This is a genomic window from Flavobacterium palustre, from assembly GCF_014639535.1.
Classification (GTDB): Bacteria; Bacteroidota; Bacteroidia; order Flavobacteriales; family Flavobacteriaceae; genus Flavobacterium; species Flavobacterium palustre.
Genome location: NZ_BMGA01000001.1, coordinates 1,019,334 through 1,035,798 on the forward strand (window position 1 = coordinate 1,019,334; position 16,465 = coordinate 1,035,798).

A 16,465-nucleotide genomic window follows, 5' to 3' on the forward strand; every position below is an offset into this window, starting at 1 on the left:
TGATTGCTTCGTTCCGATAGCTATCGGAACGAAGCAATGACATTAATCCAGTTTCTCAGTCAGTTTTTTAAATACGGTTCTGGCGTTTTTACCTTGGTACAAAATTTCATGAACGGCGTCTATAATTGGCGTTTTGGCACCATAACCCTGATTAAGTTTGTAAGCACTTTTAGCGGCATAATAACCTTCGGCAACCATACTCATCTCCATCATCGCACTTTTTACGGTGTAACCTTTCCCAATCATATTTCCGAACATTCTGTTTCTTGAAAAAACAGAATATCCTGTCACCAACAAATCCCCCAGATAAGCTGAATCATTGATGTTGCGTTTCATCTTGTGGACTTTTCGGATGAATTTCTTCATTTCGCGAATCGCGTTACTCATCAACACTGATTGGAAATTATCGCCATAGCCTAAACCATGAGCAATTCCGGCTGCAATGGCGTAAATGTTTTTCAGCATCGCAGCATATTCAGTCCCGATAATGTCATCGGTAATTTTTGTTTTGATGTAGTTCCCAGCAAGATTTTTAGCTACAATTTTTGCTTTTTCGGCGTCGCCACAAGCAATCGTCAGATAAGACAAACGCTCTAAAGCGACTTCTTCGGCGTGGCAGGGACCGGTGATTACGCCAATATTGTAATAAGGAATGTCGTATTGAAAATGAAAATGTTCACCCACAATTAAACTTGTTTCCGGAACAATTCCTTTAATGGCAGAGAAAATGATTTTATCTTTTAGCGAAACGGTCAGTTTTTGTAATTCGGCGTCTAAAAAGGCAGAAGGAATCGCAAAAATGATGTAGTCAGCATAGGCAACAGCCTCGTTGATATCGTTAGTTAGTTTGAGTTTTTTGGTGTCAAATTCTACAGAGCTGATGTAGTTTGGGTTGTGTTTGTGGTTTTTTAAGTGCTCAATTGCCGATTCATTACGCATATACCAGGAAACTTCATCAAGATTTCCACAAAGCATTTTTGTAATAGCCGTTGCCCAGCTTCCACCGCCAATTACTGCAAACTTTATATTTTGATTCATTTTTTTAAAAATTTAATCAAAAGTACTTAAAAATCCAGTAATGAAGAAAGGCTTATTGATTTAGTCTGAAATTGGGCAAAAAATATTTTAAATTTTTTAAGTGTATCACACAATAAAAAAGAGATGTTTGGAGTTCTAACTTTTTATGTATTAGGAATTTGTGTTTTTTAATATAGTTAGAATTAGTTAATTTAGTTTTGGTGTTATTTAAAAAGGCGTCTAAGAATAGAATTCGAGACGCCTTTTTTGTTATTTAGTAGAAACGAGTTGTTTAGTAACTCATTTCTACAATTGCTTTTAGCTTTTCAAGCGTAATATTTTGTCTTTCTCCCATAGCTTTCCAGCCTCTTTCGTCAAAACGGTTCACGATAAAATCGGCTGTTTTGTTGTAGTTTTCGGTGTATTGTGACAATTTAGTGTCGATTCCCATGGTGTGGAAAAATGCCACGGTTTTGTTGATGGCTTCGTTGGCAATTTCGTCAACCGTTCCTTCCAAATTAAAAATACGTTTTCCGTATTGCGCTAATTTTTCTTTTTTGGTTTCGAATAAAACCCGGTACAAATTAGGGCCAATAATAGCCAATGTTCGGGCGTGATCAATTCCGTACAAAGCTGTTAATTCATGACCAATCATGTGGGTTGCCCAGTCAGTTGGAACTCCTTTTGCGATTAATCCGTTTAAAGCCATCGTACAGCTCCACATGAAGTTGGAAGCCAGGGCATAATCGGAAGGATTTTCAACCACTTTTGGACCAACTTCGATCAGTGTTTGTAAAATTCCTTCGGCAATTCGATCCTGTAAATAACCGTCGTGCGGATAGGTCAAATATTGCTCCATAACGTGGGTAAAAGCATCTACAACTCCGTTTTGCAATTGTCTTTTTGGTAAAGATTCAATAACTGTGGGGTCACAAATCGAGAATTGCGGGAATAAAGCACTTCCACCTGAAGCTAATTTTTCTTGAGTAGCCTCAATTGTAACCACATATCCGGAATTCATTTCGCTTCCCGTTGCAGGAAGTGTTAGAATTGTTCCAAAAGGCATCGCATTTTCTTTTATCAGAATATGTTTTTGCAAAATATCAATTGGATTTCCATCAAAATTAACTGCTGCCGAAATGAATTTCACGCCGTCAATTACTGATCCGCCACCAACAGCCAGAATAAAATTGATGTTTTCAGTTTTTATAATTTCAACCGCTTTCATCAGAGTTTCAAAATGCGGATTAGGTTCAATACCTCCAAATTCCACAATTTCAAAACCTTTTAAGTTGTCGATTACTTGTTGGTGAATTCCGTTTTTGAAAATGCTTCCGCCACCGTAAGCCAATAATATTTTAGCACCTTGCGGAACTAATTCGGATAGTTTATTGATTTGTCCTTTACCAAAAACTAATTTAGTTGGGTTGTATAATTCGAAGTTTAACATCTTATTTTTGAGTGTTTAATTGTTGTAATAATTTTTGTGCTACCAGTTTGGATGAAGCCGGATTTTGACCGGTGATTAACAATCCGTCTTCGACAGCATACGGCTGCCAGTTTTCGGTTTTAGAATAAATACCACCGTGTGCCTGAAGTACTTCTTCCAGTAAAAAAGGAACGACATTAGTCAATCCTACCGCAGCTTCTTCGGTGTTTGAAAAGCCGGTCAGTTTTTTTCCTTTGACTAAATATTCCTCGTTTATTTTTACATCTTTTAGTACCGCGGGAGCGTGACAAACAAAAGCAATCGGTTTGTTATGATTGTAGAAGGATGCAATCAATGCAATCGAATTTCTGTCTTTTGTCAAATCCCATAATGGTCCGTGTCCGCCAGGGTAGAAAACAGCGTCGTAATCAGACTCTTTAACATTAGCTAATTTTAGCGTATGTTTTAATTTATTTAATAACGCAGTGTCGGCATCAAATCTTTTAGTGTCTTCAGTAGCCGATGCAGGATCAGCACTTCTTGGGTCAATTGGCGGTTGTCCGCCCAGCGGAGTCGCAATGTCAATTTGAATTCCTTTATCGGCTAATTCATAATATGGGGCAGCCAATTCTTCGGTCCAAAATCCGGTTTTTTCTCCTGTGTTTCCTAGTTTATCGTGACTGGTAACTACAAATAATACTTTTTTTTGAGCTGAAACAGAACTGTTCAATACGGTGAATGCTACAATTGCAAGTAATGCTATTTTTTTCATAAGATTAATTTTTAGGCGAATTTACAACCAAAGTGATATTTGTAAAAATAAATTAAACTATGTTTGTGATAAAAATATTTATATCATGGTTAATCTGGAATGGTACAGAACTTTTAAATCAGTGTATAAAAATGGTAATTTTTCAGTGGCTGCCAAAGAATTGTTCATCAGTCAGCCAGCAGTTAGTCAGCAAATTTCTATGCTGGAAGCTCATGTGGGTTATAAATTATTTAATCGAAAATCAAAAGGAGTTGAAGCGACAGAATATGCCAAGTTACTCAACAATTTAATTATTGACGCATTGGATCGTTTGGAAAATGTTGAAAATGGATTTAGGTCTAAAGTTCAGAATTCGAATCGATTAATATCTATTGGTATTTCAAAGAATCTTTTTAACAGTTTGGGTAATGGCTTAATTTCAAAGTTTGATTTTATAGATTTTACATTCTCTGAAAATGAAATGCTTTTTGAATTGATAGATTCTAAAAAACTTGATTTTGCCATTGTTTCTAAGCGATTTGATACTTTCGATACGGTTTATGAACTAGTTGGGAAAATGAAATTAGTTATGATGACTTCCGTCCAACAGGACATAACAGAATTCAATCAGAAATTGCATTCTAATGACCTCATTGAAATAGAGCAGTGGTTAAATGAGCAAAAATGGTACAGTCATGATGCAAGAATACCACACATAAAATCCTTTTGGTTACACGCATTTAATAAAAAAAGACCCTCGATGATACCTAATTATATTATTCCTTCAGCCTACGAAATGCTTGAAATACTGTCAAAAAATTCAGGTGTTGCAATAACCTGGAATTGTAATGCTAAACAGTTTATTAAAGAAAATAAATTAAAATTGTTATGGGAAAATGATAAGATGCCGGAAGTTGATGTTTTTTTATTAACAGCTAAAAATAATAATCTGAACGCTTTTTTTGAGATAATTTCTCAAGAATTAAAAGAAGTATTAAGCTAGTTTACTTTTTATAAAACAAATTATGGTCAATATATGCCCAAACTTTAGAGGGAACCAAAGGGCGGATATTTTTACCTAACTTGATGTTTTCCCGAATAAAAGTCGAAGAAATTTCTACCACAGGAGCGTCAATAAGGTGAATTTTGGGATGATTTTTGTCCCCAAAAGTCGGGACTAAATTCTCTTCTTCTGTTGAAATTCGTGGATAAACGTAAATTTCGTGATGTGCCAGAATGGTTTCGTAGTTTTTCCATTTATGCAATGATTTCAGATTGTCTTCGCCCATGATCAAAGAGAATTCATGATGCGGATATTTTTCCTCCAGATGCACTAAAGTAGTTACGGTATAATTGGGTTGCGGCAGTTTGAATTCAATATCGGATGGTTTGATTTTAGGATAATCCTCTGTGGCGAGATACACCATTTGCAGGCGATGGTAATCATCAAGCAAAGTACTTTTCTTCTTCAACGGATTGTGTGGCGTAACCACCATCCACACCTGATCCAGGTTAGTATGCTCCGCCATGTGATTAGCAATAATCAAATGCCCAATATGAATGGGGTTAAAAGTGCCAAAATACAGTCCGATTTTCATATCATTTTGTTTCGCAAAGATTCGCAAAGATTTTCAGGAAGATTCACAAAATTTTTTGTGTATCTCTGTGTTTCTCTTAGCGAATCTTTGTGTAATAACTCTATTTGTTTACAAAATCACTCACTAATTGAGTTGCTTCTTTCAAAGCCACTTCCAAATCATAATTTTTAATAATGACATCAAATTGCGGAGCGGTAGCCAGTTCTACGTGCGCTTTGGCAATACGCATATTGATTTTGTCTTCGCTTTCGGTAGAGCGTTCTTTCAAACGTCTTTTGAGTTCGTCAACACTTGGTGGTTTTACAAAAACGGCCAAAGTTTCTTCCGGGAATTTGTGTTTGATACGCAATCCTCCGGCAACATCAATGTCAAAAATTACGTTTTTACCCAAAGCCCAGATGCGTTCTACTTCGCTTTTTAAAGTTCCGTAAAAGTTATCTCTGTAAACCTCTTCCCATTCTACAAAATCTTCGTGTTTGATATGGTTTTTAAATTCTTCCAAAGAGATAAAATAATAATCCTTGCCATTTACTTCTTCACCTCTGGCTGCGCGTGTTGCAGCCGAAATTGAAAACTCCAGATTTAAGTCTGGCTGTTTCAATAAATGCCTAACTATAGTTGTTTTTCCCGAACCTGACGGCGCTGAGAATACGATTAATTTTCCTTTTTTCATTGTCTGCTGAATAATTGAGTTCAGTTTTTTTGCCACTACTTCACGAATGATTTTTTCAATAATAAAACCAAATTGATTTTAATTCGTGTATTCGTGGCTATATATTACAACACGTTTAAAACCTGTTCTTTAATTTTTTCTAATTCGTCTTTCATCATAACGACTAATTTTTGCATTTGTGCGTGATTGGATTTTGATCCCATGGTATTGATTTCACGTCCCATTTCCTGAGTGATGAAACCTAATTTTCTACCATTGGCTTCCGTTCCTTTTATGGTTTCCAGGAAATAATCCAAATGGTTAGTCAAACGCACTTTTTCTTCGGTGATATCTAATTTTTCAAGATAATAGATTAATTCCTGCTCAAAACGGTTTTCGTCAACGTTTACTTTTAATTCGTCTATAGCAGTTTGCAAACGGTCTTTGATGTTTTGAACACGTTCCGGATCAAGAGCCAGAGCATCATTCATATATTGACGAATATTGCTGATTCGCAACTGAAATTCTTTTTCAAGAGAAACACCTTCGTCTTTTCTAAAAGAAAGAATGTTGTTCAAACTCTCGTTGATAACTTCTTTTATCTGATTCCATTCGTTTTCGTCAATTTCTTCTCTTTCTACTTTCATGGTATCGGGCATACGCACGGCCATTTTCATCAATTCGGTTTCATCGGCATTGGCATAGACTTCTCTTAATTGACTGATGTAAGCTTTTACGATTGGGACATTGACTTTCGTCGAAGTTTGCTCGGCAGTACTTTCGATAAAAATAGAAAAATCTACTTTTCCTCTTTCTAATGTTGCCGAAATTTGTGTACGCAATCCCAGTTCCATTTCGCGGTAAAGCGAAGGCATTCGCACATTTAAGTCTAAGCCTTTACTATTTAAAGATTTGACTTCGACTGTTATTTTTTTTGTTGGTAATTGCAAAGTGGCTTTACCAAAACCGGTCATGGATTGTATCATATTGTTTCTTAAAAAGTGCTCAAAGATAGGAAAAAGTATTCAGTAGGCAGTCTTTAACAGGCAGCCGGAAAAAACCATTTTTATAATCTAAATTTCACCATTAAGAAATTAAGGAAAATAAGTTTTAATACTCTGAAATCCTTAATGGTTTAAAACTTTGAAATTGTCTTTATTGAGTATATTATTTTTCCAATGCTTTCATTACCTGAAGAATATTTTGCTGGCTGTTACCAATGAAAATTTTTCCATCAATAATAAACACGGGACGGCTCAGGAAGGTGTAATGTTCCAGAATGTATTTTTTAAAATCGACTTCGGTTAGAGATTGGTCTTTTAAACCCATCGATTTGTACAATTGAGCTTTTTTGCTAAAAAGTGCTTCGTAACTTCCCGAAAGCTGGTACATTTCTTCTAATTCTGCTTCGGTGATTGGATTCTGTTTGATGTCATGAAAAACAAGATTGTTGTTTTCCGGCAATGATTTGATGATTTTTCGACAGGTATCGCAGGAAGCGAGATAGTATATTTTGTTAGCCATAATTTTATTTCTTTATGCAAAGAAAAATCATTTACGACGTTAAATGTGTATTTTTACGCGAAATTTTACAAATTCAATACAATGAAAGAGATTTTAGAGATTACAAAAACCAGTAGAAATATGGTTTCTAAATTGATTCAGGGATATACTTTAGAGCAATTGAACAAAGTACCTGCAGGTTTTAAAAACAATTTAATTTGGAATGTGGCGCATATTGTGGTTACGCAACAATTATTGGTGTATAAACTGGCTGGTTTACCCGTGATGGTTTCTGAGGAATTGATCGAAAAATACAAAAAAGGAACGCAAACCGAGCATGTGGCTACTCAGGAAGAAGTTGATGAAATTTTGTCTTTATTGCATTCGACCATTGAGCAAACAGAGAAAGATGTTGAGAATAATTTGTTCCAAAATTTTTCAGAATACCCAACATCTACAGGATTTGTATTAAAAAACAATGAGGATTCGATGCGATTTAATAATTTCCACGAAGGAATTCATATAGGAGTAATTTTAGCTATTCGAAAATTGGTTTAGTACTTCGAAAGTAAAAATTATCGATAATTGAAGAGCTTCCGTTTGGAGGCTCTTCTTATTTTGTAACCAGATAGTCGTTAGCTTCTTCGTATTTAATCAGCAAATCTCTCGATCCGTCGGCATAAGATGCAATTTCGTAGGGATTGTAATGCAGTAGAATGCCTTCGTTAGTAAAAAAGATGTTTTGTGCTATCTGAAAAACGTCATCTTCAAACTGCATTCCGGTACTGTTTATGGCTTGGTCTCTCGGAATCTTATATTGATTTCTGAATTTTGTTTCTGCAAAAACTTTAAAGAGTTTCCAGTTTTTAAATAATTTTTCGTTTGGAATCTGTTTGCCTGTTTTTGGGTCAAATAGCAAAGAACGCAAGCCTCCATAGCCATGAGCTCCACCGGTAAAGGTATAATGCTGGATTTCGATATTTAAAATATTTTCCGAACGGTATTTTACTTTTCCTTCGATGGTAGCTTCCCAGCCAAAATGATCCTGAGGAAAATCTTTTTTTATTTTTTCGTATGCCTGGATAAAAGAAGCAGCCAGTTGGTTATAGTCTTTTGAATTGTTGGGTTTTTCTTCAAAATTAACTATTGATTTAACAGCAGCAAAAACGCTGTTGTTGATGCTGTCGGCAATGCTGTTCTTATTTTGGGCAACAGGAATTTTTAATTGAATTGTCGGACAGTTTTTGGTGCAGTCTAATGTTGTCTTTTTTTCAAAAGATTGTACTTCAAAAGTGAGTTCTTGGGAACAACTGATGCACAATAAGAATAATATAAAAACGATGCTGTATTTCATTTCGTCTGTTATTGTAAGTAATAAATATAGCCTACATTGAGCCAAACTAACCAGTCATTGGCTTTGTTTTCTTTGTATAAATCCGGATTTGGTTTTAAACCGTCAACCCAGTCAGAGAAATAATATTGAAAACGCAAATCGACCATTAAATCACTCAGAGGAGTTAGTTTGTAACGCGTTCCTACACTGGATACAACAGACCAAACGCTGCCGCCTTCGGTGGAAAAACCATATTGGCGATTATCTGTTGGAGTCAGGTATTTGGGATAGGTAGTTAAAGGTGTTCCCAAAGGTCCCATGGTAGAATAAGCTTCGGTGTTGTAATAACTAAATTGGGCGCCAAGACTTACAAAAGGGCCAAGACTTCCAATTCTTGCTGAGAAGTCCCGGATACTTAAAGGGAAATATTCTAATTGCATTCCTAAATTAGTTACAGTGCTATTTCCTTTCATTTCTCGTAATTGCATGGCTTCGAGGGAATTTTTTTTCACCCATTCGCCAAAATGCTCAAAATTGGTTTTGTTGTAAGACAGTTCGCTTCTTAATTTAAAGTGATCGTTAAAATAAGTTTCAGGACTGTAACAGTCACATTCTGCCGTGTAAGAGAAGTTGATGTAGTGGATAATTCCAACTCCAATTCCTGAATTTCCTGCGTTAGTCTCAAAGTCGTGGCGTACTCCATAATCAGACTGAAAAGCAACAGGACCTGCAATAGCTCCTATTTCATGCGAAAAACCAAGTTGCGCAGTGATGCTATTGGAAAAACCAAGTAATAGAAATAGTGAAAATAAAGTCAGCCAATTATTCCTGAGCATTGTTGTAGCATTCGAGTAGGAACAAAGATATAAAAACATTATTTCCTTATTCAAATAATAGTAAACTAATTAGGCTAAAATTCCTTTCGGATTTCGGGCTGTTTTCCGGATGAAATTTTGAATTCATTACTTATAATAAACAAGTTAATTCTTTCTTTTTTTAAGTTAATTATCAGCGGTGTTTTTCTATAAAATGTATATTTGTATAAGGAGCAAAACGTTTTTTTAACTAAAAAAATCCAAATTACTATGTCTCAAGCGATTCAAGATTTTATAAATGGGGTTACTTTAAAAAATCCTAACGAACCTGAATTTTTACAAGCAGTTTTAGAAGTGGCTGAAACAGTCATTCCCTTTATTGAGCAAAATGCAAAATATCAAAATAAGATGCTTTTAGAACGAATGGTAGAAGCGGACAGAATTGTTATTTTTCGGGTGGCATGGATTGATGATAAAGGAGAAATTCAGGTCAACAGAGGTTACCGTATCCAGATGAACTCGGCTATCGGGCCTTACAAAGGCGGACTGCGTTTTCATCCAACGGTGAATTTAAGTGTTTTGAAATTTCTGGCTTTCGAACAAACCTTTAAAAATAGTTTGACCACTTTGCCTATGGGCGGGGGAAAAGGAGGTTCGGATTTTGATCCAAAAGGAAAATCCGATAATGAGGTCATGCGTTTTTGCCAAAGTTTTATGATTGAATTGTCTAAATATATTGGAGCTGATATTGATGTTCCGGCGGGAGATATTGGAGTTGGAGGAAGAGAAGTAGGGTATCTTTTTGGGCAATACAAGCGACTTCGAAATGAATTTACAGGTGTGTTAACCGGTAAAGGCGTTTCTTTTGGGGGTTCGCTAATCAGACCTGAAGCCACAGGATACGGAGTGGTTTATTTTGCACAAAGTATGCTGGCTACTAAAGGGGATGATATGAAAGCTAAGATTGTTACGGTTTCCGGTTCAGGAAATGTGGCGCAATACGCCGTTCAAAAAGCGACTCAGTTAGGAGCCAAAGTAATTACAATGTCAGATTCGGGAGGTTACATTTATGATGCAGACGGAATCGATGCTGAAAAGTTGGCTCATGTTATGTATTTAAAAAATGAATTACGAACCCGAATTAGTGAATATGTTATCAGGTATCCCAATGCAAAATACATTGCCGGAGCCAAACCCTGGGAGCAAAAATGTGATATTGCTTTGCCTTGTGCCACTCAAAACGAATTGGATGAAGAAAGTGCTAAAACTTTAGTGGCTAACGGTTGTATTTGTGTTGCCGAAGGTGCTAATATGCCTTCAACCTATGAGGCCGTTGTTGTTTTTCATGATGCTAAAATTTTATTTGCACCCGGAAAAGCATCTAATGCGGGTGGAGTGGCTACTTCAGGCTTAGAAATGTCGCAAAATTCCTTGCGATTGAGTTGGACTGCCGAAGAAGTAGATGAAAAATTAAGGAAAATTATGCTCAACATTCATGCAGCCTGCGTAAAATATGGTGCTGATGCCGACGGTTATGTGGATTATGTAAAAGGAGCCAATATAGCGGGTTTTGTAAAAGTAGCCGACGCCATGCTGGCGCAGGGTGTGGTTTAGTTTTTAGTAAACCTTAGAGCATTATAGTTAATGATATAAAACTAATAAAAACACCCCGGTCTTCGACCACCCCTCTAAAAGAGGGGAATGGCGATCGAAATTCCCCTCCTTTGGAGGGGTGCCCAAGGGGCGGGGTGGTTATAAAGATATTTATATAATGCACTACGGGCTTAGTAGTGTTCAAACTAAGGACTAAGTACTATCTTTGCTTTTTATTTCAAATCAAATCCATGCAAATTAAAACCAAGGCAATCGTTATTTCGGCTTTAAAGTATCAGGAAAAAAGCCTGATAGTAAAATGCTTTACGTTGTCGCATGGATTGAAAACCTATTTTGTTCGTGATGCTTTTTCGAATAGAAAGAGTAATCAAAAAATGGCTTATTTCCAACCCATGACTATTCTGGAAATAGAAGCGACGCATAAGAACAAAGGCACGATGGAGCATTTTAAAGAAATTAAAATTGCAGCGCCATTTCAGTCGATACATTCGGATATTTACAAGAGTACTATTGTGCTGTTTCTTTCTGAAATTTTACATCATTCGATACACGAAGAAGAAAGAAACGAGTCGCTTTTTACTTTTTTAGAAACGGCCTTACATTGGCTGGATAATCATGATGAAATTGCTAATTTTCATCTGATTCTAATGCTCGAAATGACCAAGTATCTCGGTTTTTATCCTGATACTTCTGATGTGGATATGCCTTTTTTCGAAATGAATGAAGGTGTTTTTACTCCTTTTTCAGGAACAAATTCCTTAAGCGAACACGAAACTCAATTGTTCAAAAAACTGATTGCTATAAAATTTGATAACGACCAGAAGGTATTTCATGTTATCGAAAGGCAATTGCTTTTGAAAATTTTTATTGATTATTATGCGTATCATTTAGATGGTTTTAAAAAACCAAAGTCACTGGAGGTTTTAAAGGAGGTTTTTGCCTGAGTTGTTTTTGTTGCTTTAGATGGGTTTAAATTTATTTTGAGACCTAAAGAGATAATATCTTTTTGCTGAGGGAATGAGGAATCCGTAAGATTCAAACTGTAAACATATTGAAGCTGAAGTTTGAAATTTTCTAATCCAGCCCGAATAGTGAGTGCCGGTTCAAACAACCAAAAAGCATTGTTTGTTTTTAAATAGGCAACATCATAATTAGTTGCGTTGTCATCGCCATTGATGTCTTTGTATTTTAAATGGACAAGTCTTGAAGAAAGAGAGGTGGAAAAATATTTCCGACTGTAACTGATACTGGGCTGAATTCCTACACGATTAAATTTGGCCGAAAAATTATCATATCCGCTTTCGTTAGTGTAATTTTTTAATTCAAGTTTTCCAAAACAAAGTAAGCCATAGGTTTCAAATACAAAATGAGGAGCAACTTTGTTGAAATAGCCGGCACCTATTTCCAGCATTCTTCCCGTTGCTTTGTAGTCATCTGAGGAATCACTTAAGTATCCGCCATTACCATTTTTTACCCAATCTCCATTGAACTGTAAAGCTATGTGATCGCTTATAGCATGAGCGGTTTGGATTTCAAATCCATTGGTATATTCACTTTTGTTGTAAGCAACTCCAAAGTTAGTTTGTCCCTTGGCTTGCATTATGGGTATATTTTGTGAATTGGGAACATAGTATTCAGGGCTGCATCCTAAACTGAGGATTACGATAATGAGTAAAATAGTTTTCATGATGTTAGTTTTTAAGGTTGGGAAGCTTGGCTTATGAGTTGTTGCCCGTGATTTTTATTTCCGATATTGTAAGATTTGAACTTGTTGACATGATTGTTGGCGATCATTTTGATAATAAAATCAGGGAGTAATTTATCGATTAATAAAAAAAGCTTGTTCATGAATCCCGGAATAATTATTTCTTTCTGATTTAATAATTCCCTGATGGCTATAGCTGCAACTTTATCAGGGTTCATAATAGATTGGCGTGCCAACCAATGATTAGACTGATTAGTCATTATGGTTGTTGGGTTTGTATTCATGCCTCCGGGGCAAATGACACTCACATTGATATGGTCTGATTTTAATTCGGCACGCAGGCTTTTTGAAAAAGAATAAACATAGGATTTTGTAGCGCCATACACCTGTTTTTTAGCCAGATAAAAGAAACAGCTCAGGCTGCTTACATTTAAAATATGTGAAGGCTGATGGGTTTTTAGCATTTCCAAAAACAAACTGCTGAGTAATGTAGCTACCATTACATTTAATTTGACCTGTTTTTGATAGAAATCGATAGATCCTTCTTTGAAAAACATAGTGCTCCCCAGGCCGACATTGTTGATGAGTATATTAACAGAGAGATTCATTTGTTCTACTTCTTTGAAAAGTGATACGCAATTTTCTTCAATCGAAAGGTCCTTTTCAATAGGAACCACATCAACTTTATAGTTTTGGATTATAGATTCAGTCAGTTGGCTGAGTCCCGAATTGGGTAATGAAACCAGAATTAAGTTCATTTTTCTTTTGGCGCATTCAATGGCTAATGCTTTTCCGAATCCTTCGCTAGAGCCGGTTATCAGGGTGTAAAGTTTAGTATTCATGACGTTGATTTTTTAGATGAGGAATAGTTTGTTTCAGGGCTTCTTCAAAAGGAGTGATTTTATATCCTAAAAACTGAATGGCTTTGTTGCTGCTAAAGAGTTTGTTGCAAAAAATTTGTTGGATACTTTCATTGGTAACAAAAGGTTCTTTGTGTGTAGTGTAAAATCGGATCCATTGCATTAATGAAATGATTTTCAGAATGATTTTAGGGATTTCGATGATTTTGGTTTTGACCCCGGAAATATTTTTTACGGTGTTGAAAAAATCTTTATACGAAATATTTTCTCCTCCCAGAATGTAATTTTCTCCTGATTTTCCTTTGTTTAAAGCAAGAATGTGACCTTCAATTACATCGTCAATAAAACAATAATTGGCTATCAGATGACTCGGTTTTGGGATAAAAGTAGGTTTACCATTTAAGAAATTATGAATTACAATATTCATACTGATACATTTTGTTTCGGTGCAACTGTAGCCGTAGATTTTTGACGGAGCTACAATTATGGTATGAAGACCTTTGGAAGCATATTCTCTTACCAAATTTTCTGCTTCATATTTGGTGCTGTCATAATCGCAGATAAAAGGAGTTGTTCGCGAATCATTTTCGGTTAACGATCTCCCGTTTGATGGTCCAATTACACTGCAGCTACTGGTAAAGAGAAATTTTTGTATGCCAAATTCTAATGATTTTTCAAGTAAATTATAGGTACCTTCTACATTTATTTTATAAAATTGACTCGCATCGGTATTGAATATTTTTACCAAAGCAGCAGTGTGGTACACCTGATTACACCCTTGAATTGCATTAGAAATAGATTGTACATCAGTTATGTCGCCCTGAAAAACGCGGATGTTTTTATGTACAGGAATATTGGGAGATTTTGGGTTTCTTACCAATATGTGTATTTTGTTATTTTGTTCGGCTAGGGTAAGTGCCAGTTTATGACCTATTTGCCCCGTAGCTCCCGTGATTAAAATTTTCATGACTTTGAGTTTTGGAGTGAACTAAATTCAATCGGTAAAAGTTAATTTCGTAAGCTAATGAAAAGCTTATGTGCAGGATTATGGCCGGCCATACAGCATGAAAGACTAAGTTGAATATACATACGGCAATTCCGAAAGGAATACAGGCCAGCAGTTCTTTTTTGTTGTTGAAAATATGCAGCAAAACATAAAGCAATACATTGGATAAAATCGCTAAAGGAATTCCAAAGTTGTTGGCGGTTTCAAAGAGTAAATTTCCTCTCAGCCATAATTCGTAAGCAAAAAGAAAAAGTGCCCGGCTTATAAAATAGGAACAGAAAAACAGTACTGACAACTGTGTTGCATTTTCTGGGGATTGATTTCTGTTTTTAAATGTATTTTTACTTTGATTGAGTGCCAGAAAAAGGATTAAGGCAAATACTATCAGGTAGGATACCAATATTTTTGCTGTAATTGTTTCAAAATCAATTAAGGTATTTAAAATTGCGTTTTTTGATGTAATTACAGCGGTAATTCCGAGTAAAATGGCTCCGAAAAGCTGATTGCTTATCAGCTGCATTGGTTTGGAAGTGAAATTTCCGTTTTCATCAATGAGTCTTTGGCTTCTTTTTTTTATTTGTTTCCAATTCAAAATAAAAAATAAAATAGAACTGCTGAGGTACAGTAAAAAAGTTGTGGTTTGCATGGCTTAACGTTTGATAATTATTTCGGCTTCATAAAACTTATGTTCAACCTTAACTTTAATGCAGATTCCTTCTTTGTAATAATAGCTGTTGCAATTGCCATTAGGAAATTTCATTTTGTAACTACCATCTTCCATTTTTATAGGTTTTATAAAACGTTGTTGATTGTCGCAATAAACTTCTTTAGTGTATTTAGGTTCCTGAAAAAACAAACTCAGCAGGTTTGTGTCGATCACAGGACAGGAGAGTTTGGTTTTTTTGTTGTTTTCAATGATTTCATATTGGTTTTCATTGAGTTTAATTTCTTTGTCAATTTTTGTTTTTCCGTTCGTTTTTCTCAATTGTGATGAATAAATCAGTTTGCCGTTCTCATAAGTAGATGTTTCTTTAGAAAACACTTTGATAGGAAACAGGATGTTGGTTTTAATTTCAGAAGTTAACTGAAGATTCGATTTGTTCCCGACTTCATTTTTTTCGAGTTTTAGCCATCCAATATTCGCTCCGTTAAATATTATATTGTAATCAAGTTGTGAGTTTTGAGCAAAGGAAATGATTGGTAAAAAAGTGATTAGTTTTATGGAAAAATGAATTAGAATCTTGGTAATAAAAACTTTTAAATGAGTGACTGTTTTTATAAAAGGAGCTGTTAAATTTTGGGGCATACATTTTTTTAAGATTGAAAAAATGATGAGCGTTAACATGATTGCCGGAATTTAATTTTTAGAAAAGCTGTAATCATTAAAAACAAAATCGCTGTTTAAGGTAGTTATTGGGATAATAATAGATAGGGAAGAAGAAGTTATGGCTATAATTTCTTCGGATGTTATGGTGTTTTGTGTTTTGATTTCGGTAATTAGAATGTCTTTTTGAATATTGTGATTGAGCACAACAAGGGAGCGGTGATTTACAGATTGTAGTTTGTTTTCTTCAAACAGAGGTATTTGCTTTGTGATGAGGTTTTTATCTGTAAATGATGAGGTTTCTTTCGGATTATTAGTTGTGTGAGTATGACAACTTTTGAACAAGAAAGAAATTAGGATTAAAGATGGAGTAAGAGTTTTCATGATCTTGAATTTAATAGTGAAAAAAATAATAAGTATTAATATGATTACCAGTCTTTAGTCTGATGGAATTGTAAAATTGCTTATGTCAAAATCACTCATTCCATAAAATCACTCATTGCAATAGTTCCAACTACAATTAATGTAGTTAATCCTAATGTAGCCAGTAGTCCTAAGGTTTTTGGAGTTGAGAATTTTTCCTCTTTGATTTCTGTAATTTTTGATAGCGGAATGTTTTTTAGGACATCGTTTTTAGATACAACCAGAGTGCTGTCATTTACGAATAGTAGTTTTACTTTTTCGGATTTATCAGCTTGCGATATTTTGTAATTGCTTCCTGAAAATAGAGCGTCGTCTTTCAAATCGATTGCTTTATAAGTGTAGCAACTTTGGAATAAGAAAGAGATTGCGATAAGATAAATAATTGAAGTTTTCATAATCTTGGTGTTTTAATTTCTATATCAAAATTATGGTGGG

At 35.2% G+C, this 16,465-nt stretch carries 20 protein-coding genes; 4 read left to right on the forward strand and 16 right to left on the reverse strand.

Features of this window, described 5'->3' with window-relative positions; genetic code table 11:
• Positions 1 to 42 precede the first annotated feature (42 nt).
• The 3 genes from IEV84_RS04025 to IEV84_RS04035 form a co-directional block, all read right to left on the reverse strand.
• Positions 43 to 1,038 (reverse strand): NAD(P)H-dependent glycerol-3-phosphate dehydrogenase, encoded by a 996-nt coding sequence (locus IEV84_RS04025; protein ID WP_188492648.1) that lies wholly within the window; start codon positions 1,036 to 1,038, stop codon positions 43 to 45.
• 271 nt (positions 1,039 to 1,309) lie between these two features.
• Complete coding sequence (locus IEV84_RS04030) at positions 1,310 to 2,467, reverse strand: iron-containing alcohol dehydrogenase (protein WP_188492650.1); 1,158 nt, start codon at positions 2,465 to 2,467, stop codon at positions 1,310 to 1,312.
• A 1-nt stretch (position 2,468) separates the two neighbouring features.
• A complete protein-coding gene (locus IEV84_RS04035) occupies positions 2,469 to 3,218 on the reverse strand; it encodes a type 1 glutamine amidotransferase domain-containing protein (protein ID WP_188492652.1) in 750 nt (249 codons plus the stop codon).
• An 85-nt stretch (positions 3,219 to 3,303) separates the two neighbouring features.
• On the opposite strand from IEV84_RS04035, the gene IEV84_RS04040 reads away from it, so the two are divergent.
• Positions 3,304 to 4,200, forward strand: coding sequence for a LysR family transcriptional regulator (locus IEV84_RS04040; protein ID WP_188492654.1), 897 nt, complete (start codon positions 3,304 to 3,306; stop codon positions 4,198 to 4,200).
• 1 nt (position 4,201) lies between these two features.
• Here the strand turns inward: IEV84_RS04040 and nadD are convergent, their stop codons facing one another.
• From nadD to IEV84_RS04060, 4 genes are all read right to left on the reverse strand, one after another.
• Positions 4,202 to 4,795 carry a nicotinate (nicotinamide) nucleotide adenylyltransferase gene (nadD, locus tag IEV84_RS04045; RefSeq protein ID WP_188492656.1) on the reverse strand — a complete coding sequence of 198 codons (594 nt, stop codon included), beginning with the start codon at positions 4,793 to 4,795 and terminating at the stop codon, positions 4,202 to 4,204.
• Positions 4,796 to 4,895: 100 nt separating this feature from the next.
• On the reverse strand, positions 4,896 to 5,468 hold the full coding sequence (gene gmk / locus IEV84_RS04050; RefSeq protein WP_188492658.1) for a guanylate kinase: 573 nt from the start codon (positions 5,466 to 5,468) through the stop codon (positions 4,896 to 4,898).
• Positions 5,469 to 5,572: 104 nt separating this feature from the next.
• The gene (locus IEV84_RS04055) at positions 5,573 to 6,433 is read right to left on the reverse strand and encodes a YicC/YloC family endoribonuclease (RefSeq protein ID WP_188492660.1); all 861 of its coding nucleotides are present in this window, start codon (positions 6,431 to 6,433) and stop codon (positions 5,573 to 5,575) included.
• Between the two features lie 181 nt (positions 6,434 to 6,614).
• Positions 6,615 to 6,971 carry an arsenate reductase family protein gene (locus tag IEV84_RS04060; RefSeq protein ID WP_188492662.1) on the reverse strand — a complete coding sequence of 119 codons (357 nt, stop codon included), beginning with the start codon at positions 6,969 to 6,971 and terminating at the stop codon, positions 6,615 to 6,617.
• Between the two features lie 81 nt (positions 6,972 to 7,052).
• Here IEV84_RS04060 and IEV84_RS04065 point away from each other — a divergent pair, with 81 nt between their 5' ends.
• Positions 7,053 to 7,508: a DinB family protein gene (locus IEV84_RS04065; RefSeq protein WP_188492664.1), complete on the forward strand. Its 456-nt coding sequence runs from the start codon at positions 7,053 to 7,055 to the stop codon at positions 7,506 to 7,508.
• Between the two features lie 55 nt (positions 7,509 to 7,563).
• Here the strand turns inward: IEV84_RS04065 and IEV84_RS04070 are convergent, their stop codons facing one another.
• Positions 7,564 to 8,304, reverse strand: a complete 741-nt coding sequence (locus IEV84_RS04070; RefSeq protein WP_188492666.1) for a DUF3298 and DUF4163 domain-containing protein — start codon at positions 8,302 to 8,304, stop codon at positions 7,564 to 7,566.
• 8 nt (positions 8,305 to 8,312) lie between these two features.
• A complete protein-coding gene (locus IEV84_RS04075; protein ID WP_188492668.1) occupies positions 8,313 to 9,119 on the reverse strand; it encodes a THC0290_0291 family protein in 807 nt (268 codons plus the stop codon).
• A 249-nt stretch (positions 9,120 to 9,368) separates the two neighbouring features.
• Here IEV84_RS04075 and gdhA point away from each other — a divergent pair, with 249 nt between their 5' ends.
• Both gdhA and recO read left to right on the forward strand, forming a co-directional pair.
• A complete protein-coding gene (gene gdhA, locus IEV84_RS04080) occupies positions 9,369 to 10,712 on the forward strand; it encodes an NADP-specific glutamate dehydrogenase (RefSeq protein ID WP_188492670.1) in 1,344 nt (447 codons plus the stop codon).
• Between the two features lie 230 nt (positions 10,713 to 10,942).
• The gene (gene recO, locus IEV84_RS04085) at positions 10,943 to 11,656 is read left to right on the forward strand and encodes a DNA repair protein RecO (RefSeq protein ID WP_188492672.1); all 714 of its coding nucleotides are present in this window, start codon (positions 10,943 to 10,945) and stop codon (positions 11,654 to 11,656) included.
• Here the strand turns inward: recO and IEV84_RS04090 are convergent.
• From IEV84_RS04090 to IEV84_RS04120, 7 genes are all read right to left on the reverse strand, one after another.
• Complete coding sequence (locus IEV84_RS04090) at positions 11,596 to 12,399, reverse strand: hypothetical protein (protein ID WP_188492673.1); 804 nt, start codon at positions 12,397 to 12,399, stop codon at positions 11,596 to 11,598. The genes recO and IEV84_RS04090 overlap by 61 nt on opposite strands.
• An 11-nt stretch (positions 12,400 to 12,410) precedes the next feature.
• Positions 12,411 to 13,259: an SDR family NAD(P)-dependent oxidoreductase gene (locus IEV84_RS04095; RefSeq protein ID WP_188492675.1), complete on the reverse strand. Its 849-nt coding sequence runs from the start codon at positions 13,257 to 13,259 to the stop codon at positions 12,411 to 12,413.
• A complete protein-coding gene (locus IEV84_RS04100; RefSeq protein WP_188492677.1) occupies positions 13,249 to 14,244 on the reverse strand; it encodes an NAD-dependent epimerase/dehydratase family protein in 996 nt (331 codons plus the stop codon). The genes IEV84_RS04095 and IEV84_RS04100 overlap by 11 nt, the downstream gene beginning before the upstream one ends.
• Positions 14,201 to 14,929, reverse strand: a complete 729-nt coding sequence (locus IEV84_RS04105; RefSeq protein ID WP_188492679.1) for a CPBP family intramembrane glutamic endopeptidase — start codon at positions 14,927 to 14,929, stop codon at positions 14,201 to 14,203. The genes IEV84_RS04100 and IEV84_RS04105 overlap by 44 nt, the downstream gene beginning before the upstream one ends.
• A 3-nt stretch (positions 14,930 to 14,932) precedes the next feature.
• Complete coding sequence (locus IEV84_RS04110; RefSeq protein ID WP_188492681.1) at positions 14,933 to 15,589, reverse strand: DUF6134 family protein; 657 nt, start codon at positions 15,587 to 15,589, stop codon at positions 14,933 to 14,935.
• Positions 15,590 to 15,640: 51 nt separating this feature from the next.
• Positions 15,641 to 15,991, reverse strand: coding sequence for a hypothetical protein (locus IEV84_RS04115; protein ID WP_188492683.1), 351 nt, complete (start codon positions 15,989 to 15,991; stop codon positions 15,641 to 15,643).
• Positions 15,992 to 16,086: 95 nt separating this feature from the next.
• Positions 16,087 to 16,425 carry a hypothetical protein gene (locus IEV84_RS04120; RefSeq protein ID WP_188492685.1) on the reverse strand — a complete coding sequence of 113 codons (339 nt, stop codon included), beginning with the start codon at positions 16,423 to 16,425 and terminating at the stop codon, positions 16,087 to 16,089.
• Between the last annotated feature and the right edge of the window lie 40 nt (positions 16,426 to 16,465).

Bases quoted from the DNA above. Each gene is read 5' to 3' on its own strand.
- IEV84_RS04025 (WP_188492648.1), bottom strand. From the start codon at position 1,038: ATGAATCAAAATATAAAGTTTGCAGTAATTGGCGGTGGAAGCTGGGCA.
- IEV84_RS04030 (WP_188492650.1), bottom strand. From the start codon at position 2,467: ATGTTAAACTTCGAATTATACAACCCAACTAAATTAGTTTTTGGTAAA.
- IEV84_RS04035 (WP_188492652.1), bottom strand. From the start codon at position 3,218: ATGAAAAAAATAGCATTACTTGCAATTGTAGCATTCACCGTATTGAAC.
- IEV84_RS04040 (WP_188492654.1), top strand. From the start codon at position 3,304: ATGGTTAATCTGGAATGGTACAGAACTTTTAAATCAGTGTATAAAAAT.
- nadD (WP_188492656.1), bottom strand. From the start codon at position 4,795: ATGAAAATCGGACTGTATTTTGGCACTTTTAACCCCATTCATATTGGG.
- gmk (WP_188492658.1), bottom strand. From the start codon at position 5,468: ATGAAAAAAGGAAAATTAATCGTATTCTCAGCGCCGTCAGGTTCGGGA.
- IEV84_RS04055 (WP_188492660.1), bottom strand. From the start codon at position 6,433: ATGATACAATCCATGACCGGTTTTGGTAAAGCCACTTTGCAATTACCA.
- IEV84_RS04060 (WP_188492662.1), bottom strand. From the start codon at position 6,971: ATGGCTAACAAAATATACTATCTCGCTTCCTGCGATACCTGTCGAAAA.
- IEV84_RS04065 (WP_188492664.1), top strand. From the start codon at position 7,053: ATGAAAGAGATTTTAGAGATTACAAAAACCAGTAGAAATATGGTTTCT.
- IEV84_RS04070 (WP_188492666.1), bottom strand. From the start codon at position 8,304: ATGAAATACAGCATCGTTTTTATATTATTCTTATTGTGCATCAGTTGT.
- IEV84_RS04075 (WP_188492668.1), bottom strand. From the start codon at position 9,119: ATGCTCAGGAATAATTGGCTGACTTTATTTTCACTATTTCTATTACTT.
- gdhA (WP_188492670.1), top strand. From the start codon at position 9,369: ATGTCTCAAGCGATTCAAGATTTTATAAATGGGGTTACTTTAAAAAAT.
- recO (WP_188492672.1), top strand. From the start codon at position 10,943: ATGCAAATTAAAACCAAGGCAATCGTTATTTCGGCTTTAAAGTATCAG.
- IEV84_RS04090 (WP_188492673.1), bottom strand. From the start codon at position 12,399: ATGAAAACTATTTTACTCATTATCGTAATCCTCAGTTTAGGATGCAGC.
- IEV84_RS04095 (WP_188492675.1), bottom strand. From the start codon at position 13,259: ATGAATACTAAACTTTACACCCTGATAACCGGCTCTAGCGAAGGATTC.
- IEV84_RS04100 (WP_188492677.1), bottom strand. From the start codon at position 14,244: ATGAAAATTTTAATCACGGGAGCTACGGGGCAAATAGGTCATAAACTG.
- IEV84_RS04105 (WP_188492679.1), bottom strand. From the start codon at position 14,929: ATGCAAACCACAACTTTTTTACTGTACCTCAGCAGTTCTATTTTATTT.
- IEV84_RS04110 (WP_188492681.1), bottom strand. From the start codon at position 15,589: ATGCCCCAAAATTTAACAGCTCCTTTTATAAAAACAGTCACTCATTTA.
- IEV84_RS04115 (WP_188492683.1), bottom strand. From the start codon at position 15,991: ATGAAAACTCTTACTCCATCTTTAATCCTAATTTCTTTCTTGTTCAAA.
- IEV84_RS04120 (WP_188492685.1), bottom strand. From the start codon at position 16,425: ATGAAAACTTCAATTATTTATCTTATCGCAATCTCTTTCTTATTCCAA.